This is a genomic window from Geobacter sp. FeAm09 (assembly GCF_008330225.1).
Classification (GTDB): Bacteria; Desulfobacterota; Desulfuromonadia; order Geobacterales; family Pseudopelobacteraceae; genus Oryzomonas.
Window position 1 is genome coordinate 1606725 of sequence record NZ_CP042466.1, and the last position, 21116, is coordinate 1627840.

General features: G+C 62.0%; 15 protein-coding genes. 6 read left to right on the plus strand and 9 right to left on the minus strand.

The genetic code is table 11. The features are described 5' to 3' along the window. Nucleotide 1 precedes the first annotated feature (1 nt). Nucleotides 2–1477 (minus strand): anthranilate synthase component I, encoded by a 1476-nt coding sequence (trpE, locus tag FO488_RS07630; protein WP_149210010.1) that lies wholly within the window; start codon nucleotides 1475–1477, stop codon nucleotides 2–4. 167 nt (nucleotides 1478–1644) lie between these two features. On the opposite strand from trpE, the gene FO488_RS07635 reads away from it, so the two are divergent. Both FO488_RS07635 and FO488_RS07640 read left to right on the plus strand, forming a co-directional pair. Then, complete coding sequence (locus FO488_RS07635; RefSeq protein WP_149210011.1) at nucleotides 1645–2589, plus strand: chemotaxis protein CheV; 945 nt, start codon at nucleotides 1645–1647, stop codon at nucleotides 2587–2589. Between the two features lie 254 nt (nucleotides 2590–2843). Further along, the gene (locus FO488_RS07640; RefSeq protein WP_149210012.1) at nucleotides 2844–4280 is read left to right on the plus strand and encodes a sigma-54 dependent transcriptional regulator; all 1437 of its coding nucleotides are present in this window, start codon (nucleotides 2844–2846) and stop codon (nucleotides 4278–4280) included. 20 nt (nucleotides 4281–4300) lie between these two features. Here the strand turns inward: FO488_RS07640 and FO488_RS19925 are convergent, their stop codons facing one another. Genes FO488_RS19925 through FO488_RS07655 form a run of 4 tightly spaced genes read right to left on the minus strand, consistent with a single transcriptional unit; the run spans nucleotide 4301 to nucleotide 8718 of the window. After that, complete coding sequence (locus FO488_RS19925; RefSeq protein ID WP_240732210.1) at nucleotides 4301–4909, minus strand: sensor histidine kinase; 609 nt, start codon at nucleotides 4907–4909, stop codon at nucleotides 4301–4303. Beyond that, nucleotides 4906–5922, minus strand: a complete 1017-nt coding sequence (locus FO488_RS19930) for a hypothetical protein (RefSeq protein ID WP_240732211.1) — start codon at nucleotides 5920–5922, stop codon at nucleotides 4906–4908. The genes FO488_RS19925 and FO488_RS19930 overlap by 4 nt, the downstream gene beginning before the upstream one ends. A gap of 1 nt (nucleotide 5923) precedes the next feature. Further along, on the minus strand, nucleotides 5924–6802 hold the full coding sequence (locus FO488_RS07650; protein WP_149210013.1) for an ABC transporter substrate-binding protein: 879 nt from the start codon (nucleotides 6800–6802) through the stop codon (nucleotides 5924–5926). Then, a complete protein-coding gene (locus FO488_RS07655; RefSeq protein WP_149210014.1) occupies nucleotides 6799–8718 on the minus strand; it encodes a TonB-dependent siderophore receptor in 1920 nt (639 codons plus the stop codon). Before FO488_RS07655 ends, FO488_RS07650 begins: the two co-directional genes overlap by 4 nt. A gap of 358 nt (nucleotides 8719–9076) precedes the next feature. Between FO488_RS07655 and gptM the strand changes: the two genes are divergently transcribed. From gptM to aroF, 3 genes are all read left to right on the plus strand, one after another. Next, nucleotides 9077–10384, plus strand: a complete 1308-nt coding sequence (gene gptM / locus FO488_RS07660) for a geopeptide radical SAM maturase (RefSeq protein ID WP_149210015.1) — start codon at nucleotides 9077–9079, stop codon at nucleotides 10382–10384. Between the two features lie 335 nt (nucleotides 10385–10719). After that, nucleotides 10720–12069: an alpha-amylase family glycosyl hydrolase gene (locus tag FO488_RS07665; RefSeq protein WP_149210016.1), complete on the plus strand. Its 1350-nt coding sequence runs from the start codon at nucleotides 10720–10722 to the stop codon at nucleotides 12067–12069. Between the two features lie 298 nt (nucleotides 12070–12367). Then, the gene (gene aroF / locus FO488_RS07670; RefSeq protein WP_149210017.1) at nucleotides 12368–13387 is read left to right on the plus strand and encodes a 3-deoxy-7-phosphoheptulonate synthase; all 1020 of its coding nucleotides are present in this window, start codon (nucleotides 12368–12370) and stop codon (nucleotides 13385–13387) included. Between the two features lie 60 nt (nucleotides 13388–13447). Here aroF and FO488_RS07675 read toward each other — a convergent pair whose 3' ends face one another. The 4 genes from FO488_RS07675 to FO488_RS07690 are packed head-to-tail and all read right to left on the minus strand — an operon-like array spanning nucleotide 13448 to nucleotide 19706. Beyond that, nucleotides 13448–15157 (minus strand): bifunctional diguanylate cyclase/phosphodiesterase, encoded by a 1710-nt coding sequence (locus tag FO488_RS07675; RefSeq protein WP_149210018.1) that lies wholly within the window; start codon nucleotides 15155–15157, stop codon nucleotides 13448–13450. Between the two features lie 10 nt (nucleotides 15158–15167). Next, entirely contained in the window at nucleotides 15168–15611 is a 444-nt protein-coding gene (locus FO488_RS07680) for a response regulator (protein WP_149210019.1), read from the minus strand. Between the two features lie 49 nt (nucleotides 15612–15660). Beyond that, nucleotides 15661–17496 carry an ABC transporter substrate binding protein gene (locus FO488_RS07685; protein WP_149210020.1) on the minus strand — a complete coding sequence of 612 codons (1836 nt, stop codon included), beginning with the start codon at nucleotides 17494–17496 and terminating at the stop codon, nucleotides 15661–15663. Next, on the minus strand, nucleotides 17493–19706 hold the full coding sequence (locus FO488_RS07690) for an ATP-binding protein (RefSeq protein ID WP_149210021.1): 2214 nt from the start codon (nucleotides 19704–19706) through the stop codon (nucleotides 17493–17495). Before FO488_RS07690 ends, FO488_RS07685 begins: the two co-directional genes overlap by 4 nt. 312 nt (nucleotides 19707–20018) lie before the next feature. On the opposite strand from FO488_RS07690, the gene gcvT reads away from it, so the two are divergent. Next, a complete protein-coding gene (gene gcvT / locus FO488_RS07695; protein WP_149210022.1) occupies nucleotides 20019–21110 on the plus strand; it encodes a glycine cleavage system aminomethyltransferase GcvT in 1092 nt (363 codons plus the stop codon). The last annotated feature ends 6 nt before the right edge of the window (nucleotides 21111–21116 follow it).

Consider the following 21116-nt stretch of genomic DNA (forward strand, 5'->3'; position numbering starts at 1 on the left):
GTTATTCAAGCCCTTTCTCGGCGATTTCCAGCGCCCTCCGGGCGGCCATGGCCTTGTTGACGGTTTCCTGCCACTCGGCAGCCGGGTCGGAATCGGCCACGACGCCGCCCCCGGCCTGGATGTGCACCATGCCGTCCTTGATTACCAGGGTGCGGATGGTGATGGCCAGGTCCATGTTGCCGGAAAAGGAGAAATAGCCCACGGCGCCGCCGTAGATCTCCCGGCGCACCGGTTCCAGTTCGTCGATGATCTCCATGGCCCTGATCTTGGGCGCACCGGAGAGGGTGCCGGCCGGAAACGCGGCCCGCACGACGTCGAAGGCGTCATGGCCGCCGCCCAGGCGCCCCTGCACGTTGGAGACGATGTGCATGACGTGGGAGTAGCGTTCGATGACCATCAGTTCCGACACCGAGACCGTCCCCGTGGCGCAGACGCGCCCCAGGTCGTTGCGCCCCAGGTCCACCAGCATGACATGTTCGGCCCGTTCCTTGGGGTCGGCCAAGAGCTCCTCGGCCAGGCGGTCGTCCTCCTGGGGCGTGGCGCCCCGGGGGCGCGTGCCGGCGATGGGGCGGAGCTCGACCCGGTCCCCCTCCTTGCGCACCATGACCTCGGGCGAGGCACCGGCGATGACCGTGCCGTCCAGTTTCAGGAAGAACATATAGGGGGAGGGGTTGAGGGTGCGCAGTACGCGGTACACGTCGAACGGGTCGGCCGAGAGTCGCCCGCTGAAACGCTGGGAGGGGACGACCTGGATGATGTCCCCGGCCCGGACATACTCCTTGGCCTTTTCCACGGCCGCCTCGTACGCCTCCCGGGTGACGTTGGAGTGCAGTTCGACCGGTCCGCCGGAGGGGGTGGCCGTGGCCGGCGGCAGCGGGGCGCGCAGCCGGCGGATGATGGCTTCTATCTTCTCCGTTGCCTGCCGGTAGGCCTCTTCCGGGGTGATGACGCCATCCAGGTGGGCATTGGAAACCACCTTGATCTTCTGGGTCATGGTATCGAAGATGACGATGGTGTCGGTCACCAGAAAATAGGCTTCGTAGGCGTCCAGCACGGCCGGTTTTTCCGTGGGCAGATGCTCGAAGTGACGCACCATGTCGTACCCCAGGTAGCCGACCGCGCCGCCGAAGAAACGGGGCAGTCCCTCCACCTCCACCGGGGTGAAGCGGGCTAGCAGGGTACGGATGGCGCCGAGCGGATCGTCGGTGGTTACGGCGGTCGTGACGTTGTTCTCGATGATCTCGACGGTATGCCCTTTCGAGCGGATGATGCACGAGGGACTGGAGCCGAGAAAGGAATAGCGGCCCCACTTCTCGCCCCCTTCGATACTTTCGAGCAGAAAGGAGAAACGCCCGTCGTCGAGCTTTTTAAAGGCAGTGACCGGCGTATCCATATCGGCCATGATTTCCCGGTAGACCGGGATCAGGTTGCCTTTTCGGGACAGGGTGCGAAAGGTGTCGATGGGGGGAAAAAACATGTGCATGGCTCCGAAAATGTATCAGGATGATGGGAAAAGCTAGCACAGACCGTTGGGGGGAGTCAAGTTCAGCGGGGTTTGCCCGGCCTCGGGTTTGTTTTTAAACACTTCCCTTCATGGATTTTCATTGTTATACTGCCGAAAAAATTACCTCAAAGGGCCCGGATATGAAACAGACCAACATACTGCTGGAGAGCGACACCAACGAGCTTGAGATCGTCGAGTTCAGGATCGACGAGATGGATGCCCACAATAATCTCGTACCCTGCCACTACGGCGTCAACGTCGCCAAGGTCCGGGAGATCATCCGCCTGCCCCAGATGTCGCGGGTCGTCAATGCCAAACCGGGCGTGGAGGGGATGATCAAGCTGCGGGACAAGGTCATCACCGTCATCAACCTCGCCAAGGTGCTCGGCAAGGATACGGGCGACCTGGTGGCGGACCGGGTGGTGGTCCTCGAGTTCAACAACCTGATGGTCGGGGTCCTGGTTCACTCCGTTTCCCGCATCTACCGGATCTCATGGAAAAATGTCGAGCCGCCGGCCCACTCGGTGCACAGCGATCAGGTCACCGGCCTGGTGAAGATGGACGACCGCATCATCCTGGTGCTGGATTTCGAGAAGATCGTGGGAGAGCTCTGCTCGGAGAGCGCCTTGCGGCCGCTTTCCGAAAGCGCCCTGCTGCCATCCGAAGGTGACGCTACGGACCGCTCCCAAAAAACCATTCTGGTGGCCGACGACTCCCTGTTCATCCGCAATACCCTGTGCCAGGCCCTGCGCTCGGCCGGCTATGTCGTGACCGAAGCGGAAAACGGGGCCGAGGCCTGGGACATCATTCAGGAGAGGCTCACCTGGTGCGGCCAGGACGGCAGCCCCTTCAGATCCCACATCAGCATGATGATCACCGATGTGGAGATGCCGCAGATGGACGGCCTGCACCTCACCTCGCGCGTGCGCAAGGAAGAGACGCTGAAGGACCTGCCGGTCGTGATCTTCTCGTCCCTTGCCTCCGAGGACAACAAGCGCAAGTGGATCGGGCTGGGGGCCAATCATATCCTGACCAAGCCCGACCTGCCCAACCTCGTCAGGGTGGCGGACGAGTTGACCCGGTAGCGTTCGCCGGGCCCTGCTTCCACCACGCTGGTTTCCTGCTCACGCTCCGCTCCGTGCGCACCGCCCTGTCCCGACTCCGGGCAGGGCGGCCGCGGGGCTTCCCCCCCCTTTCGGGCCAAGGCCCGTGCCCCGGCGGAAACGCCATCCTTCCGGCGACACTTTTTCCCGGTACCGGCGGATTGCTCCGTTTTTTTGTTGCCACACGTTTTTTTGGGCGGTAATTTTGCATTGTTCCGCAGCAGGAGGGAATCCCCATGACCGATACGCAAAAAAACCAGAAAAACGGCAAGGCGCCCCTTGTTCTGTTTGTCGATGATAACGCCGACTTCCTGGAAGAGATCCGTTTCGTGCTCCTTTCCAACTCCATCTGCGAAATGGTGACGCTCACCGACAGCAGCCAGGTGCTGGCGGAGCTGGAAAAGGGCATCTACTCGGCCGTGTTTCTCGACTGGATCATGCCGGGGGTTTCGGGTGCCGACCTGCTGCCGGTCATCGCCCAGAAGTACCCGGCCCTTCCGGTCATCATCATGACCGGGGTCAGCGATGTGGATACGGTGGTGAACTGCATGAAGCAGGGGGCCATGGACTACATCACCAAGCCCCTGGATTCGTCCCGGCTCATCTCCAGTATCAACAACGCCTTCAAGATCCTCGAACTCTCGAACCAGAACCAGCAGCTCCAGAACTATCTCCTGGGCGATCCCCTGGCCCAGCCCGATGCCTTCAAGGATCTCCTGACCCGCAGCGACAAGATGCTGTCCATTTTCAAGCTGGTGGAGACCATCGCCCCATCCCGCTACCCGGTGCTCATCACCGGCGAAACCGGGGTCGGCAAGGAGTTGATCGCCCGGGCCATCCACAAGGCCAGCGGCCTGCAGGGCAGTTTCACCCCCCTGAACGTGGCCGGGCTCGACGCCCATATGTTCGAGGATACACTCTTCGGCCACAAACGGGGCGCGTTCACCGGCGCCAACGAGCTTCGCCAGGGGTTGATCGCCAAGGCCCAGGGGGGAACCCTGTTCCTCGACGAGATCGGCGATCTGGCTCCCGAATCCCAGATCAAGCTGCTGCGGCTCCTGCAGGAGAACGAGTACTACCGCCTCGGCTCGGATGTCCTCCTGAAAAGCGACACCCGGATCATCGTCGCCTCCAACCGGGATTTCAAGAAGCTGGTCGCCGAGGGACAGTTCAGGGAAGATCTCTACCACCGGATCTGCTACCACAAACTGCACATCCCCCCCCTGCGGGAACGGCGCGAGGATATCCTGCCCCTGGTCAACCATTATATCAACGTGGCGGCCAAGGCCATGGGCAAGAGGGCTCCCAGGATCGCCGCGGAACTGCGCTGGCTGCTGGAAGACTACGAATATCCCGGCAATGTCAGGGAACTCATCAACAAGGTGAGCAGCGCGGTCGTCGTCAACAAGACCGGCCTCTTGGTGCAGGGCGACTTCCCGGACCTGGCGGTCAAGTCCAGAACCATGATCGATGCCGGAACCAAGGTTGCCAACAGCCAGTTCAGCCTGCATGTGGTCTTCCCCACGTTTCCCTCCATGGGACAGATCGAGAAACTGATGTTCGAAGAGGCCCTGAAGGTTACGGGAGGCAAGAAGGGGCCGGCCGCCGACCTGCTGGGCGTGTGCCGCCAGACGGTGCAGAAAAAGCTTACCGAACTGGAAAAGATGAACTGAGGCTGGTGCGCAAGGCCGCCTCAGGCGGCCTGGGGGCCGGGCGGCGCGTCGGGGCCGGGGCTTGGGGCGTCGTCTGCGGCGGGTATGCTGATGGTGACGGTCGTGCCCTTGTCCGGTTCCGATTCGAACACCAGCTGCCCCCGGTGTTCGGTCACGATGAAGTTCGATATGTACAGGCCGAGGCCGCTGCCGCCGCTTTCCATGCGGGTCGAGAAGAACGGCTCCATGAGGCGGCCCATGATGTCCGGCTGAATCCCCTTCCCGTCATCCCTTACGACGAGGGAAACCATCCCCTTCATGCGGTCATGGCCCGTGGTGATCGTTATGACGCCGTCCCGTGATTCCGGGATGGCCTGGATGCTGTTCAGGATCAGGTTGATGATCACCTGCTCCAGTTGGTAGCGGTTGCCGGTCACCGGGGGGAGTTCCGGGCAGGGCTCCTTCTGGATGGTGATGTTGCCGTGGCGTCCGTGGGCGCGGATAATGGTCAGGGCGTCGGCGACCACCTGGTTCAGGTCCACCCGGTCCTTGGCGTCGCCCTGGCCGCCCACGTTGTAGGCCCGCATATCCTGCACGACCTTTTCGATGCGTTCCGAGCAGCGGGCGATGACCTCCGCCGCCTTGGTCACCTCATCCCGCACCAGGCTGAATACCGCCCCCCCAGCACGAAATCCCCTTCCTCCTCCGCAACCCGTTCCAGTATGGGTATCGCGCTCTTCCACGTTTTGGCGACCTGCTGCCCCGCAAGCTTGATGGCGCCGTTGGGCGTGTTGATCTCATGGGCCATGCTGGAGGCCAAAAGCCCCAGGGAGGTCATGCGGTTGGTCTGGATCAGCTTTGCCATGATCTGCTGCTTTTCCTTCTGGACTTCGAGGCGCATGGCATCCACCAGTTGCTGTTGCAAGCGGCGGTTTTCCTCTTCCCGCTGCTGGAGCGAGGCCGCCAGCAGGCTGACGGCCTCGGCGGCCCGGCCCGGTTCGTCGTTGCTGACCGGAGCGATCCTGACCGTGTAGTTCCCCGCCCGCATGGCCTCCAGGCCGCGCATGAGGGCGCTGAAGGAACGGGTTACCTGGCGGAGCGCCAGGTAGCAGATGGACGATACGGAGAGCCAGAAGAGAAAGGCCGTGGCGCACGCCATCATGATCAGGCGCCGGGTCCGGGCCTTGAGTTCGGTGGTGTCCAGGTCCAGGCGCACGCTGCCGATCAGCGCGCCCATGGGGTCCCTGCCGCCGCTGATGGCCGACTCCGGGGAGGAGCCAAGGGGGGTGCTGCGCACCTCCACGGTCCTGCTCAACAATTCGCCGGAACCGCGGGCAGCCGGTTTGCGTACCTCGGCCAGGACCCTGCCGTCAGCGGTGCGGACCGTCAGGCTGTGGAAGTCGGGGGTGCGGGCGGTTTCCTGCGCTATCTGCATGAGCACGTCGCGGTTTTCGGCGTACAGGGGGAGACGGACGGTATCGGCCAGATGCGCCGCAATCAGTTGGCAGCGGTTGTCGGCATAGGTGCTTTGCTCGCGGATTTCGGTGACGATGTAGGCGGAGCCGAACAAAGCGGCCATGAGGGCGGTCAGCAGGGTGAAGATGAGGAAGAGTTTGAATTGGAAGCTGGCGCGGAACGTTATGAATTGGGTGCGGGGCGACACGTTATTCTCGTTGGTTCAACATGGCCCGTTCGGCCGATATGCCCAGGTGTTTCAGGACGCTCGGATTGGTTTTGAGCTGAACCCGGCGCGGGTAGGCCAGCGGGATGTCCGAGGCGTCGGCCCCCTTGAGGATGGCCGATCCCATGTCGCCCGCCTGCCTGCCCAGTTCCGAGCGGTCGATCTCCAGGACCGCCGCCGCCCCCAGGCCCAGATAGGCGCTGGCAAAGGAGACGACCGGCACGTTGTGCTCCTGGGAAAAGCGGAAGTAGGCCTCCACCGTCTCCCGGGCCACGGCCGTGGTGTCGGGCAGCATCCAGAGCGCATCGACCCTGCCGGCCAGGCCCGCAAGCTGGGCCTGGGTGTCCCGCGGGGTGGAAACCTCGCGCACCACCAGCTCGATCCCCATGCGCTGGGCCGCCTGGCGGGCCTGTTGCACGTACCAGCCGCTCTTGGCGGGATGGTAGATCAGCCCCACGTGGCGTTTTTTCATCCCCTGGAACAGGGAAAGGTAGCGCTCCGGCGGCGCGAACATGCCGATGCCGGTCAGATTGGCGTGGCCAGCGTGGCGGTTGTGGATGCCGAGGGAGATCAGGGCGATGACCGGGGTCTGGCGCAGTTTGCGGGCCGCTTCCAGGGCCCGGTCTCCCAGGGCCAGGACCAGGGCGGGCTGGTCTTCGCGGACGATGCGGCTAATGTCCACGTCGGCGTAATCGGCGAGCACGACCACCCGCTCCGACAATCTGCGGTTGGCGCGGAATCCGGCAAGGGCCTCCTCGAAGGCCGGATCGCGGCGGCTCTGGAGCACCAGCACGTCGTAGGCGTCGGCCGCCAGGGGAAGCAGCAGGGCGAATGAGAATATGAAGGCGGTCAGTATCCTCAAAAGCGCACCCTCATGCCGCCCTCGAACCAGCGGGAAGGATTGGGAGTATAACTGTCGTTGAACTGGGCGCCATTGAACAGGTTGTGTCCTGAGAAGAACACCTCCACGGCATTTCTTTCACGCTTAAAGATTGTTGCTCCCAGATGGAGATCCCACACCAGCCCATAATAACGGGCCAGATAGGACGGGTCCTGGTTCCACCAGATATGGCGGCCGGTCAGCACACCGCGGAATGTCGTATCGTCGTAATGCAGGGACAGTTGGACGGTATGGCGCGGCAGGCCGTATACCTGGGAACCGTCGAGGCTACGGGTGGTTTCGGTAAAGGTGTAGCCGGCCCCCAGTGAGGTGTTCCAGACTGGAATGGTGCGGGCTTCGATTTCGGTCCCTAAGGCAACCTGTTTTTCCGCGTAATATGAATTCGTGGCGAAGTTGTAGGTTTGGATGTCCCATTTCTGGTTGCGGAACAGGGTGCCCTTCAGCCAGAGGTAGGGTACCGACTGGCTCTCGATGCCGATCTGTGTGGTCCAGATCCGCTCCACATTGGTATTGGCAATATCCCGCAGGCTGTACCCCAATCCGGTGTACCCGCGCAGTAGAGTTCCTTCCGTAAGTCGCCAAACGAGGCCGAGTGATGGGCTGAAAGTATCCGTGCGCCCTGTGGTCCGGTCGAAACGGGCGCCGGGAATGATAGAGACAGTTCCTATGTTGAGCGTATCGTTGAGATAGAAACCATGGTGTTTGATTTTGACAAAGCTGGTATTGCTGCCGTAGGCTAGATCCGCCTCGGTCTGTTCGTACACTCCCCCTATGACCAGCAGGTTGTTCTCTTCGCGCCAAGTAAGTTTAATCTCGCCGCCGTAGACCCGGTCGCGAAAACTGCGTTGGGGGTCTGCTGCACCGGTGCTGATGGCGCTGGAAAGATAGTCGGAACCATGGTTTAAATGACGGACAACAGCCTCGAAATCAATGGCACCCGTCAGGGCTTTGTGCAGTCCGACAGAAGCGGTGAGTTGTTTGGCGTTTTCTTTTTCCTGGGAATCGGCCTCGGGCACATAGAGGTCACCCCGGTTGTCAGTCTTGATGTAGCTGATATTCCCCCACATCTGTCCCTGGCCCGGAATGTCCCAAGTAAGGCGGCCGAAAATATTGCGGCTGTAAACGCTGTGGTAGGAAAGAAGGCCGCCGGACCCGAGGTAGCCGCCGGACAGGTAATACCCCACCGGCCCGCCGTTGCCGGAGAGGGAAAGGCCGGTATCGGTGGTCCCTCGCTCACCCAGGGAAGCATCTGCCGTTCCCCCCAGCTTACGTCCCTGTTCCGGGGAGTGGGTGGTGACGCTGATTACCCCGCCCAATGCTTGGCCCCAGGACGATGAACCTGCTCCTTTGACGATCTCAATCCGCTCGATAACCCGAGCAGGGATCAACGCCGTGTCGGCAAAGTTGCCGCTGGTGTTGATAGCTACGCCATCCACCAGCACCAATACGTGGTTGTAGTCGGAACTTTGAATTAACGTGAAGGATTGTCCACCGGGACCGCCCCGTTGCTGTGTCTGAATGCCGGGAATGGTGGCAAGTACATCGGCCAGGGTGTGGGCATTGATGGCCTCGATATCAGCGCTGGTAATGACGGTGACGTTTTCGGCGGTCTGGGAGAGCGGCTTGGGGGCGCGGGAGGCAGTGGACGCCTCTTCCTGCCAGGCGCTGAAGAGCCCCAGGGTCTCGTCCGGTTCTTCCCCCCATGCTAGGTAGGGGAGGGCGCCGAGAACCAGGCAAAGAAACACCAAAAAGGTGCTGATGGTATGTTGAGGTTTGACGAGTGACATGTTAGGATTCCGTGCGCGGGATATTAACAGAAACAAAGACTGAATGTCCAGTAACTTGGAAAGCGTCTGTATATTTAAATGTTTGTTCATGGATTGCTCCTTGCCTACCCCTGGAGAAAAGGACAAATTGGGTGCTTGACACCGGTTCTCTCAATTTTTTTGATGGCGTGACGGGCTGAATATGTGCAAAAAGCCAGCCGGATAGCGTTGCAGCATACTAAAACGAAAGGTGGTGAGGCGAATGCGTGAAGTTCAGGAAGATTTGATGGTATTGGAAGAGGGGCATGAGCAGGGAGTTGTAATGACATGCTGTTCCACAAATGCAGCTTCAGTCAGGTAGTAAACTAAGCATGACGGGAAGGGGGCCCCCTTCCCGTCCTCTTTGTTGTAGAGCGCGTTGTTGAAAGTATTTTAAGTAGATAGAAATGGTGAGGGGACGGCTGCATTAATGGAACTGACACACTATCTGAAAACCTATCCCTGTGCCGACAAACCGGGCCGGGTATTGGCCGTGGCCACCCGGCGCTGCGCGGTGCTGGAACTGTCCGAAGGCCTTCTGGAAAAGGCCCGCACGGGTGACCTGGGGGAGCGGGAGCGGGACACCCTGGCGCGCCTGGGGGTGCTGGTGCCGGACCGGGCCGGGGAGCGGGAGGAGATGCGGCGGACCTTCGAGACCATCAATGGGGAAAACCGCCACTTCGCCGCCCTGGTGACCCTGACCCTGGAGTGCAACCTGGCCTGCGGCTACTGCTTCGAAGACCCCTTCCGGGGGCGGTTCGTCATGGCGGACGATACCGCCGGGATGCTGGTGCAGCGCCTGACGGAACAGATGGCGGCGGGGCGGGACGTGACCGTGGATTTCTACGGCGGCGAGGCCCTGATGGCCCTGCCGCTTTTGCAGCGCATCGCCGGCCGCCTGGGGGAGGCGGCCCGGACAGCGGGTGTGGTTTTCAGGTTCAACATCATCAGCAACGCCACCCTGCTGACCCGGCCGGTGGTGCAGGAACTTCTCCCCCTGGGGCTGGCCGCCGTGAAACTGACCCTGGACGGCCCCCGGGACATCCACGACCGGCAGCGCCCCTTTGTCTCCGGCAAGGGGAGTTTCGACACCATCGTGGCCAACATCGGGGCGGTCCACGACCTGGTGCCGGTGGACCTGGGTGGGAACTACACCCGCGACAACTATCGGCGGTTCCCGGAGATGCTGGATTATCTCACGGCCCAGGGGATCGCCCCGGAGAAGCTGAAGACCGTGGGCTTTGCACCGGTCATCCCCAAGGCGGACGGTACCGTTTCCGGGGATTTCGGCACCGCCTGCGCCTCCACCAGCGAACCCTGGATGATCGAGGCCAGCCTGTTCCTGCGGCAGGAGACGATACGGCGGGGCTTCCCGGTGCCCAAGCTCAGGGCGGCCGCCTGCATGATCGAATTCGAGCACGACCTGGTGGTGGCCTATGACGGCTCCCTCTACAAATGCCCCGCTTTCATGGGGCGGGAGGAGTTGCGGATCGGCTCCCTGGCCGAGGGGGTAGGGGATTACGCCGCGTCCCACAACCTGGATGTGTGGAAGAACGACGAATGCCTGGAGTGCGCTTACCTGCCCATCTGCTTCGGCGGCTGCCGTTTCCTGAGCCTGCTGCGCTCCGGCGCCATCGAGGGTGTGGACTGTCGCCGTGCCTACCTGGATACGGCCCTGGAACAGCTCGTGCGCCAGGATCTGGCCATGGGACGGCCAAAGACCGAGAGCCGATGTTAATTTTGTTAACATTTTTATCTCATGTATAACATATTGAAAATATTTTATATTTGTTGGCAGTGTTAAAAAAATTAACACTATGTGGCTGTCCGTATTTTTTAAATCAATTCGATAGGTTGTCTAATTGTTTTGAAAGAGCGTTAAAAAAATTAACATCCCCTCTCCATCGCCCCGTTTCCCCGCATAATGCTCCCTCCGAGGCCGCAGCCGGCCGGCATTGCGGTCCTGCTGCCGTGATTTTCTCCGCGCCTTTGTGGCTCTGTGGCCTATTTGCCGTGTTGTGGTAGTATTGCATAAACGGTCCACGGGGTGTCGCGGACAGGAGGAGGGACGTCATGGGTGTTCTGATGCAGGCGTTTTACTGGGACTGCCCCCGTGAGGAGGCCCAGGAGTATACGTGGTGGAGGTTCCTTGCCACAAAGCTCGGCGAGCTTGAACAGGCCGGCTTCACCGCCCTCTGGCTCCCCCCTGCCGGCAAGGCCGCCAATATCGGCGGCATGTCCATGGGGTATGACGTGTACGATTATTACGACCTGGGAGCGTATCCGCAAAAGGCGCAGCGCCAGGTTGACGGCGCCGACGAGGTCCGGACCTGGTTCGGTTCGGAGGAGGAGTTGCGCGCCCTGATCAGGGCGGCGCACGGGTGCAGCCTGAAGGTCTATGCCGACCTGGTGCTCAACCACAACAACGGCGCCGACCAGCAGGAGTTCAACCCGATCCTGCAGACATACCGCTGGACGAAATTCACCCCCCAGAGCAACCGCTTCACCCGCGACTGGAGCTGCTTCAATCCGTCGCCCTATACGGAGAGCGACCCCGCCGCCTTCGGCGACATGCCGGACCTGTGCCACATCAACCCCCGCGTCTCCACCGGCATCCTCAACCACGCCAAATGGATGGTCGAGGAGATCGGCTTCGACGGTTTCCGCTACGATTTCGTCAAGGGGTTCGGCGCCTGGATCGTGCGGGCGATCCATGACCGCCAGTACACGCGGAAAGGCCAGCCGGTGCCGCTCTTCGGGGTAGGGGAGTGCTGGGCCGGCGACGCCTTCATCGACGGTTGGCTCGATTCGGTCAACAACTGGGCCGTGCACCGGGTGGGGGCCTTTGACTTCCCGCTGCGCTACCGGTTGAAGGATCTGTGCGACACCTACGGCTTCAGCCTGCGGACCCTGGCGGAGGGGGGCGTGCTGGTCAGGGACCGTCCCCTGGAGGCGGTGACCTTTGTGGACAACCACGATTTCAGCGGCAACGACTGCGTGGTGAACGACAAGATGCTGGCCTACGCCTACATCCTCACCCACGAGGGGTACCCGTGCGTCTTCTGGAAGGACTATTTCAACTACGGCCTGGCCCGGCCCGGCCGGCCGGACGGGATCGAGCGGCTGGTCAGGGTGCACGAGAGCCACGCCGGGGGCGGGACCGTCATCCGCTACGTGGACGACGTGGCGTACGTCATGGAGCGTGCCGGCATCGCCGCTCAGCCGGGGCTGCTCTTTGTCCTGAACAATTCCGGGGAGCCTCTCGGCCGGCGGGTGCAGTCCGGTTTCAGGGGCGCCACCCTGAAGCCCCTGGCCTGGTGGGGCGGGGGCGCGGACCGGGAGCCGTCCGCGATCGTCACCGATGGCGACGGATGGTGCCAGGTGGAGGCCCCCGGACGGGGGTATGTGGTGTACGGTCCCTGACCGGATGCCGCCGGGGCGGCGGCGGCCAAATTTACTCTTGACAAATTCGCTGCGGCTGTGATTTAGTACCAACCATGAACTCTAATCGTTTCTTTAGCGCCTTTTACTTTTTCTTTTGGTACGGCTTTTATTTCAGGCCGTCTGCCCAGGCAAAGGTGTAAGCGCAAGGAAGCGAAACCATGACACACCACAAGCCGGGCGGACAGACAGTCCCCCCGGCTTTTTCATTCACGCACGAGATGCGGACAGGGCCGGGGGGAAACCTTCGGCCCTTTTGCTTGTGGGAAAGGAACAGGGGATGATCATCGTAATGAAGGCAGGTGCCACCAAGAAGGACAAGGACGAAGTGCTCAAACGCATCAAGGAATTGGGCTACAAGCCCCATGTGATCCACGGCTCGACCCGGGATGTCATCGGCGCGGTGGGGGACGAGCGCGGCAAGATGGTGCTGCACTCCCTGGATTCGCTGCACGGCGTCGAGAACGTCGTGCCTATCCTGCAGCCGTACAAACTGGCCTCCAAGGAGGTCAAAAAGGAGTCGAGCGTCGTGCGCATCAACGATGAGGTGGCAATCGGGGGGGAACGGGTGATTATGATGGCCGGTCCCTGTTCCGTGGAAAACGAACGGCAGATCGTGGAAACGGCCGAGGCGGTGAAGAAGGCGGGGGCCCATATTCTGCGGGGCGGAGCCTTCAAGCCGCGCACGTCCCCCTATTCGTTCCAGGGGTTGGAGGAGGAAGGGCTCAAGCTGCTGGCCAAGGCCCGGGAGGTGACCGGTCTGCCGTTCGTCACCGAGGTGATCAACCCCGAGACGGCCGAACTGGTGGCCGAGTACTCGGACATCCTCCAGATCGGCGCCCGCAACTCCCAGAATTTCGCCCTCCTGAAGAAGGTCGGCCAGCTCGGCAGGCCGGTCCTTTTGAAGCGCGGCATGTCCATGACGATCCAGGAATTCCTCATGAGCGCCGAGTATGTCATGAGCGAGGGCAACCAGTCGGTGATCCTCTGCGAGCGCGGCATCCGCACCTTCGAGACCGCCACCCGCAACACCCTCGACCTGTCGGCCGTGCCGGTGCTCAAGGAAAAGACCCATCTGCCGGTGGTGGTGGACCCGTCCCACGGCACCGGCAACCACCACTATGTGGCCCCCATGTGTTTTGCCGCGGTGGCGTGCGGAGCCGACGGCCTGATCGTGGAGGTGCATCCCGACCCGGAGCACGCCTCCAGCGACGGGCCCCAATCGCTGAAACCGGCAAAATTCCAGGCATTGATGGACAAGCTGCGCCTGTTCGCCGAGGCGGCGGGCAGGTCGCTGTAGCGGAGGGTGGGGGTATCCCGTGCGGCAGACGGGCTGCGCGGGGCCCCCACGGCGTTATGCCTAATGGGTCAACGAGGTATAGGTGCGCAGCAGCGGGATGATGTCTTCCGGCAGCAGGGGGTGGCACATGAGGAAGCCCTGCAGCTCGTCGCATTTGCTGTCGTGGAGGAAGGCATACTGCTTTTCCTGCTCGACCCCTTCGGCCACCACGTTGAGCTTGAGGGAGTGGGCCATGAAGATGATCGCCTCGGCAATGGCCGCATTCTCCCCGTCGGGGGTGATGTCCCGTACAAAGGTGCCGTCGATCTTGACCCGGTCGATGGGGAAGTGCTTCAGGTAGGAGAGGGAGGAATAGCCGGTGCCGAAGTCGTCGATGGCCAGGGAAACGCCCATTTCCTTCAATCTTCTCAGGATCGGGATGCTTTTCTCCCCCCGCTCGATGACGGTGCTCTCGTTCAGTTCCAGTTCCAGGCAGTGGGGCGGCAGTTCCGATTCCTTCAGGGCCGATGCCACGATGTCGGGGAAGCCGTCGTGCTTCAACTGGCTGGCCGAGATGTTGACCGAGATGCGCAGACCGTCCGAGCCGCCGTTGTGCCACTGCCGCGCCTGCCGGCATGCCGTCCGCAGCACCCATTCGCCGATGGCGACGATCATGCCGGTCTCTTCGGCAACGTTGATGAACTGGGGCGGGAGCATGTCCCCATGTTGGGGGTGCCGCCAGCGGATCAGCGCTTCGAAGCCGATGATCGTGCGGCTGGCGATGTCGAACAGCGGCTGGTAGACCAGGAAAAACTCGTTGCGCACCATGGCCTGGCGCAGGTTCGCTTCGATCACCTGCCGTGCGAGGGCCTGCCGGTTCATCTCTTCGGAGAAGAACTGATAGTTGTTGCGCCCCTTTTCCTTGGCCTGATACATGGAAATGTCGGCGTTTTTCAGCAGGTCATCGACCGTTGCGCCGTTTTCGGGGTGCAGGGCGATGCCGATGCTGGCGCTGGTGTAGATGGTGTGGTTCTCGAATTGCACCGGTTTCCTGAGGGTTTCGAGAATCTTGTCCGCCACCTTGGGCACGTCGTCGCCGCCGGAAAGCAGGGAGAGGATGATGACGAATTCGTCGCCGCCGATGCGGGCCACGGTGTCGGAACTGCGCAGGCATCCCTGGATGCGGTCGGCGCTGATTTTCAACAGGCGGTCACCGTAGGCGTGCCCCAAGGTGTCGTTGACATATTTGAACTGGTCGAGATCGAGGTACAGCAGCGCCAGGCTCTTTTGGTCCCGTTCCGCCATGACGATGGCCTGTTTGAGGCGGTCACGGAACAGCACCCGGTTGGGAAGCCCGGTCAGGGTGTCGTAGTAGGCAAGTTTCTTGATCTCCGCCTCGGCCCGCTTGCGCTCGATGGTGTAACGAATGGCGCGGCTCAACAGGTTAATGTCGAACTGCCCCTTGAGCAGATAATCCTGAGCGCCGTGCCGCATGGCGGTGAGGGCCAGGGTGTCGTCGGACATGCCGGTGAGGACGATGATCGGGATGTCGGGGGCCTGGGTGTGCATGCGGTGCAGCGTATCCAGGCCGATGCTGTCGGGGAGCGAGAGGTCGAGGAGGATGACGTCGAAATGTTTTTCCGAGACGAGTTGCACCGCAGAGGCAACACTGTTGGCATCGTGGACCAGGAAGAGCACGTCGGAGAGTTCGGAGAAACACTCCCGCAGCAGCCGGACGTCGGCGGGGTTGTCTTCGATCAGGAGGACTCTGATTATTTCGGCGTAGGGCATGGCGGCGCGCTCACATTCCGGGAAGCTTCACAATGGAAAACCAGAACTCCTCGATGGATGTCACCACCTTCGTGAACTGTTCCAGGTCCACCGGTTTGGTGATGTAGCAGTTGGCGTGCAGGGCGTAGCTTTTGAGTATGTCCTGTTCGGCGCTGGAGGTCGTCAGAACCACCACCGGGATCTGTTTCAGGACCTCGTCGCCCTTGATCCGCTCCAGCACCTCGCGCCCGTCCATGCGGGGCAGGTTGAGGTCGAGCAGGATGAGGTCGGGGCGGGGGGCGGAATCATACTCCCCCCGGCGATAGAGGAAGTCAAGCGCTTGGACGCCGTCATTGACGACACTGATGTTGTTGCAGAGTTTTACGTCTTTTAACACTTCCATTGTCAGACGGACATCGGCGGGATTGTCTTCTATCAGCAGTATTTCCGCTGGTTTAAGACTTGATGATGTCATATTGCGGACCTCCAGGTTACGTCAATTGGCGAAAAACCGCTCACCCTCTTCACCTGGCCGGCAGGCTGAAAAAGAAGGTGGAGCCTTTATCCGGCTCCGATTCGAGCCAAATCCTTCCCCCGTGCAATTCCACAATCCGTTTGCAAACTGCAAGACCGATGCCGGTGCCGGGATATTCATCCCGGTTGTGCAGCTTTTTGAAGAGCGAGAAGATCTTTTCCCGGTACTCGGGGGCGATGCCGATGCCGTTATCCTGCACCGAAATGATGTGCCGGTCTTCGACGCAGCGGCACTCGATGGCGATCACGGGCGTTTGTCGGGAAAATTTCAGCGCATTCTCCAGGAGGTGCCGCAGCAGCATGACCAGGAGCGCCCGGTCGCCGGTGATCTGCGGGAACGGGGCATGGGTGACGCTGGCGTCGCGCCGGGCGATCTGCTCCTGCAACCCGGCCAAGGCGCCCGTTACGATCTCCGTGCCGTCCAGGGGGGCGCGCCGTATGGGGTGCCGGCCGAGGTTGAGGTAGGTCAGCAGGTCGTTGAACAGGTGTTTGAGATGGGAGACGTTGGCGACGATGATGCCGATGAATTCATCGGCGTCCCGGTCGAGCTTTCCCGCATAGCGTTTTTCCAGGAGCTGCACGAACCCGCCGATGACCCGCAGGGGCTCCTGCAGGTCATGATAGGCCAGCATGTTGAATTCCTTCAGTTCGGCGTTGCTCTTTTCCAGTTCCTGCGCCTTGACGGCCAGCTCCCGGGCCGCACGGCGGCTTTGGGTGATGTTCACCGCCAGCAGGGTGATGATCATGCCCAGGCTGGCTATGACGAAGATCGTCGTCCACACCAGCCTGGTGTACCTCTCGTAGAACGACACCGGCTTGTTGACGATGGTGCAGCCGTAGGGAAGCAGGGACAGGGGGATATGGAAACGGGTGAGTTGGGTGTAGTCGAATACCACCCGCGTTGTCTGGCCGGTGTAGACCGGCAGGGTGGCGATATCCCGGCCATTGAGGATTTCCAGGGCCATTTCCGCGGCTTGCGCCCCGTGCTGCTTCCCCCCCAACAGGCACCCGCCGATGATGCCGTGGCCGATGCGCTCCTCGTGGCCGCCGTACACCGGGACCGGGGAGCGTTCCCCCAAAAGCTGCGCTATTTTGGTATGGTCGAATACCCGCCCATCCCGGTCCCGGCTGTAGGAGAGCGCCAGGACGAGACTGTCCGCCGGAAGTGACGACAGTTGCCGCAGCATATCGTCGGTCGTCAGGTTGTCCATATAGCGGATGGCAACCGGCTCCTTGAATCCCTTCAGATCCTCTTCCGCCTGTCTGCGGGTCGCCAGACCGGTTGAGGTGTAATCGTGGATGACGAAGATCTGCCGCGTCGCGGGATGCACCTTGAGCATCAACGCCACGGTACCCCTGACGTCGAGCCGTTCGGCAACGCCGGTCACCCTGCTTTGCCCCTTGAGCATCGCCGGCTCGAAGCCGTTGATCCCGCAGAAGACGAGCGGAGCGCCGGGAAAGATGGCGTCGCGGTATTTCAGGGCGAAATCCAGGGCCGGATTGTCCACGGCGATGACCAGGGGGATGGTCACGTGCCGGTACTTCTGGATGAACAGGTCCCGGATTTTGCCGAAGTGTTCCATGTTCGGGAAGTATTTGCAGTCCAGGTACTCCACGGTCGGTTCGATGTCGGGCCGCGCCCGGCGCAGCGTCTCGACGATGCCGATGAGTTCGTTGTCCGACCAGCTGTAGTAGGGGTGATAGGAATTGAGGATCAGGATGCGCGTCTTCTGCTCCGCGCTGCCGGCGGCATGGGCCGGGCCGGCAGCCGCCAGCGTCAGCGCCGTGAACAGGACGACGAGGTATGCCGCGCCCAGGTGCCTCATGCCGCGTCCCCCTTTTCCGTAAGGTCCTTTTTTATGGTGAACGTGAAACAGCTGCCCCGGCCCGCTTCGGATGCCACCCCGATGCGGCCGCCGTGGCGCTCGACGATTTTCCTGCAGATCGCCAGCCCGATGCCGGTGCCGGGGTAGGCGTCCCGCCCGTGCAGCCGCTGGAAGATCTCGAAGATCCGGTCGAAGAATTGGCCGTCGATGCCGATGCCGTTGTCCGTGACGCGGAACTCCCATGCCACAGGGGTCTCGGCGCAGGCAACATGGATGCGGGGCGGCTCGCTGCCCCGGAATTTGATGGCGTTGCCGAGCAGGTTCTGGAACAGTTGCATGATCTGGGTTTCGTCGCCCGTAATGGCCGGGAGCGGGTCATGGGTAATCTCGGCGCCGCTTTCCCCGATGCGTTTCTTCAGGTTCATCTCCGCGGCCCTGAGCGCATTCCCGGCTTCAAAGACGACGAACGGGGCGCCCTGCGATTCGACGCGGGAATATTCAAGGAGGTCGTTGATGAGCCGCTGCATGCGCTGAGCCCCGTCGGTGATGAAGGCGATGAATTCCCCGGCGTCCTTGTCCAGCGTGCCTTGGTAGCGCCGGGCCAGAAGCTGTATGAAGCTGGTGATGGTGCGCAGCGGTTCCTGCAGATCGTGGGAGGCGATGTAGGCGAAGTGCTGGAGTTGCTGGTTCGACTCCGCCAGCTTGTTCGTCAGCTCCTGCTGGGCGATCTCGACCTGCTTGCGCCCGGTGATGTCCTTGACGATCTCGATGCCGCCGATGATGTCGCCGGCCGAGTTCCTGAGGGGCGAAGCAGTAATCAGCAGGCACGTGTCCCGGCCGTTTATGGTGAGGTTGCGTTCCACCGTATGCACCTGGCCATCCTCGAACGTCTGCCTGACGGGGCAGTTGTCGCACACCTCTTGCTGCCGTTCATAGGCCTCATAGCAGAAACGCCCGGTCTGGTCGTCCATCCACCCTTTGCTGGTGTCGTTCTGATAGAGGATGCGGTACTCCCGGTCCTGGATGCTGATGCCGTCGCCGATGCTGGCAAGGATGGCCTCGGTCTTGGCCCGCTCGTCGAGAGCCCGGCCGGTTGCCGCCTGGAGGTCCCTGACGAAGGTGGCGCGTTCTTCCTCGCGTAGCGCCAGGGTTTTGGCCATGTCGTCGAAGGCCCGGGCGATCAGGCCGAATTCACCCTCGGTGTAGGGGATGCCGACCAGGACATCCTGTCCGCCCGCGGCGAGGAGCCCGGATGAGCGGACCAGGCGCCGGGCCCGGTTGATGATGACGCGGTTGGCATAGGCAAACGCCGCCATGGCCGCGAGAGCGACGGCACAGGTGAGAAACCACAGGTTGCGGATGAGGATGCGGTTGGCATCGGTGAGGATCGCCTCCTCGGGCACCTCCAGCCTGATGTGGAGATAGGGGGCCGAATCGCCGGCCAGTTGCAGGGAACGGTAGGCCATGATGCGGTACGCCCCCCCCGAAGGGCGCAGGGTGATCCGCTCGTTTCCCCGGGCGGCGAGCATATCGTTGAAGATACCCCGGTCGTCCTTGGTGCCGATCCGGTGGCGGGCATCGGTGCCGTACAGGATCGTGCCGGTGCCGTCCAGCAGGACCAGGGCGGAGCCGGCCGGAAAGTGGGATTTGTCGAAGATTGCGTTGACCCGTTCCAGGTTGACGGCCGCCTGGACCACGCCCAGCAATTCACCCCGGTCCCCCGTGACCGGCAGGGCAAAGTTGAAGGTCGGCCTGTTGACGGTGCGTCCCACGATGAACTCCCCGGCGGAAAAGGCCCGCCGCCGTACCGCATCCCGGAAGTATTTCCGGTCGCTTACGTTGAGCCCGGGGGGAGGGGGGATGACCGAGGCGGCCGATTCACCGGTGGGGCGGAAGAGCTGGAGATTCAGGTAGCGATCGTCGCTGCGCAGGATTTCCCGGAAAAGCCCGTTGCAGGCCGGCACATCCAGATGGCGCACCTGGGGCAATACGGCCAGGGTCGTCAGGAGTTGGCGCGTGCTGCTGACCGTGTTGGTCATATCGCCGGCCAGCGCCTTGACCAGGGCTGAACACTGGCTGTAGGCCTCGTTCATGGAATTCCGCTTCTGTTCGAGACCGGTGTAGAGGATGATCGCCAGGGCGGGGGTGACCGCGAGTGCGACCAACAGGATGAGGTGGGTGCGAATGGACCATCCGGAAAATGCCTTCACCGTGCGGACTCCGGGGTTTCGAGTGGGATGCCGTCTTCAAGCCGGCAGCATACCGGCCGATTCTATGCACAATTTTGTTTTTTCTCAAGTCAAACAGTTGCAGCAGGATATCATGTTCCCCGCTTTTTTCGAGTTGCGTATACGTTGCAATTCCTCTACCATGCGGGGAAAATAGGGAGAAGGGGTGGTGCTTCATGCCCTGTTCTACCTACGTGTGCGCCTGTTGCCGGGCTTGTTCCGCGGACTCGTGGTTTTTTTCCACGGCCGGGCCGAGGCAAAGCGTGCGGGTAACGAAACCGGGGGAGTCGAATCATGGACGAACAGCTCAAACAAACGCCGCTCTGTGGACGGCACGGGGCTCTCAAGGCGTTGATGGCCCCCTTCGGCGGCTGGAACATGCCGATCCAGTACGAGGGGATCATCGCCGAACACACCTGGTGCCGGAGTCAAGCGGCGCTCTTCGATATCTGCCACATGGGGGAGTTCCTCTTCGAGGGGGACGTTGCGGCCGGCGGCCTGGAGGATGTCTTCACCTTTTCCGTCGCCACGATCCCGGTCGGCCGCTCCCGCTACGGTTTTCTGCTCAACGAAAACGGCGGCATCATCGACGATCTGATCGTCTTCCGCCTGGCCGCGGACAAGGCCATGATCGTGGTCAACGCGGCCACGGCCCCCCGGGATTTCGCCGTCATCGCCGCCCGGCTGAGGGGTGGGACCTTTACCGACATCTCGGCCGCCACCGGCAAGCTGGACATCCAGGGGCCGCTCTCCCGCGACGTCATGGTGGCGGCCTTCGGCGCCGAGGTCGCCGCCATCCCCTACTTCCGCTTCACCACCATGGACCTTCTGGGGGCGGAGGCCATCGTCAGCCGCACCGGCTATACCGGGGAACTGGGCTACGAGATCTTTCTTCCCGCGGACAAGGTCGCCGAGTTGTGGGACCTGCTGCTGAAGGACGAACGGGTGAAGCCGGCCGGGCTGGGAGCCCGGGACGTTTTGCGCCTTGAGGTGGGGTACTCGCTCTACGGCAGCGACATCGACGAAACGACCACACCGCTGGAGGCCGGGCTGGAGGGGTTTGTTGACCTGGCCAAGAACTTTGTGGGCAAGGAAGCGCTGCAGCGCCAGAAGGAGCAGGGCGTGGGCCGCAGAAAGGTGGCTTTCGAGGTGAACAGCCGCCGCTCGCCGCGCCACCACTATGAACTCTGCTTCAGCGGCGAGAACGTCGGCACGGTGACCAGCGGCGTCTTTTCCCCCATGCTCGGCCGGGGCATCGGCCTGGGGTTCGTCAGGCCGGATCTGGCCGCCATCGGTACGCCGCTTACCATCATCCACGAGCGGGTCAGCATGGAGGCCACGGTCTGCGAACTCCCCTTCTACCGCGGCGGGTCGCTCAGGTCGTAGGACTGA

Excerpts from the sequence above, each read along its gene's own strand:
- FO488_RS07665 (WP_149210016.1), top strand. The coding sequence starts at position 10,720 with ATGGGTGTTCTGATGCAGGCGTTTTACTGGGACTGCCCCCGTGAGGAG.
- gcvT (WP_149210022.1), top strand. The coding sequence starts at position 20,019 with ATGGACGAACAGCTCAAACAAACGCCGCTCTGTGGACGGCACGGGGCT.
- gptM (WP_149210015.1), top strand. The coding sequence starts at position 9,077 with ATGGAACTGACACACTATCTGAAAACCTATCCCTGTGCCGACAAACCG.
- FO488_RS07680 (WP_149210019.1), bottom strand. The coding sequence starts at position 15,611 with ATGACATCATCAAGTCTTAAACCAGCGGAAATACTGCTGATAGAAGAC.
- FO488_RS07685 (WP_149210020.1), bottom strand. The coding sequence starts at position 17,496 with ATGAGGCACCTGGGCGCGGCATACCTCGTCGTCCTGTTCACGGCGCTG.
- FO488_RS07635 (WP_149210011.1), top strand. The coding sequence starts at position 1,645 with ATGAAACAGACCAACATACTGCTGGAGAGCGACACCAACGAGCTTGAG.
- FO488_RS07640 (WP_149210012.1), top strand. The coding sequence starts at position 2,844 with ATGACCGATACGCAAAAAAACCAGAAAAACGGCAAGGCGCCCCTTGTT.
- FO488_RS07675 (WP_149210018.1), bottom strand. The coding sequence starts at position 15,157 with ATGCCCTACGCCGAAATAATCAGAGTCCTCCTGATCGAAGACAACCCC.
- FO488_RS07655 (WP_149210014.1), bottom strand. The coding sequence starts at position 8,718 with ATGAACAAACATTTAAATATACAGACGCTTTCCAAGTTACTGGACATT.
- trpE (WP_149210010.1), bottom strand. The coding sequence starts at position 1,477 with ATGTTTTTTCCCCCCATCGACACCTTTCGCACCCTGTCCCGAAAAGGC.
- aroF (WP_149210017.1), top strand. The coding sequence starts at position 12,368 with ATGATCATCGTAATGAAGGCAGGTGCCACCAAGAAGGACAAGGACGAA.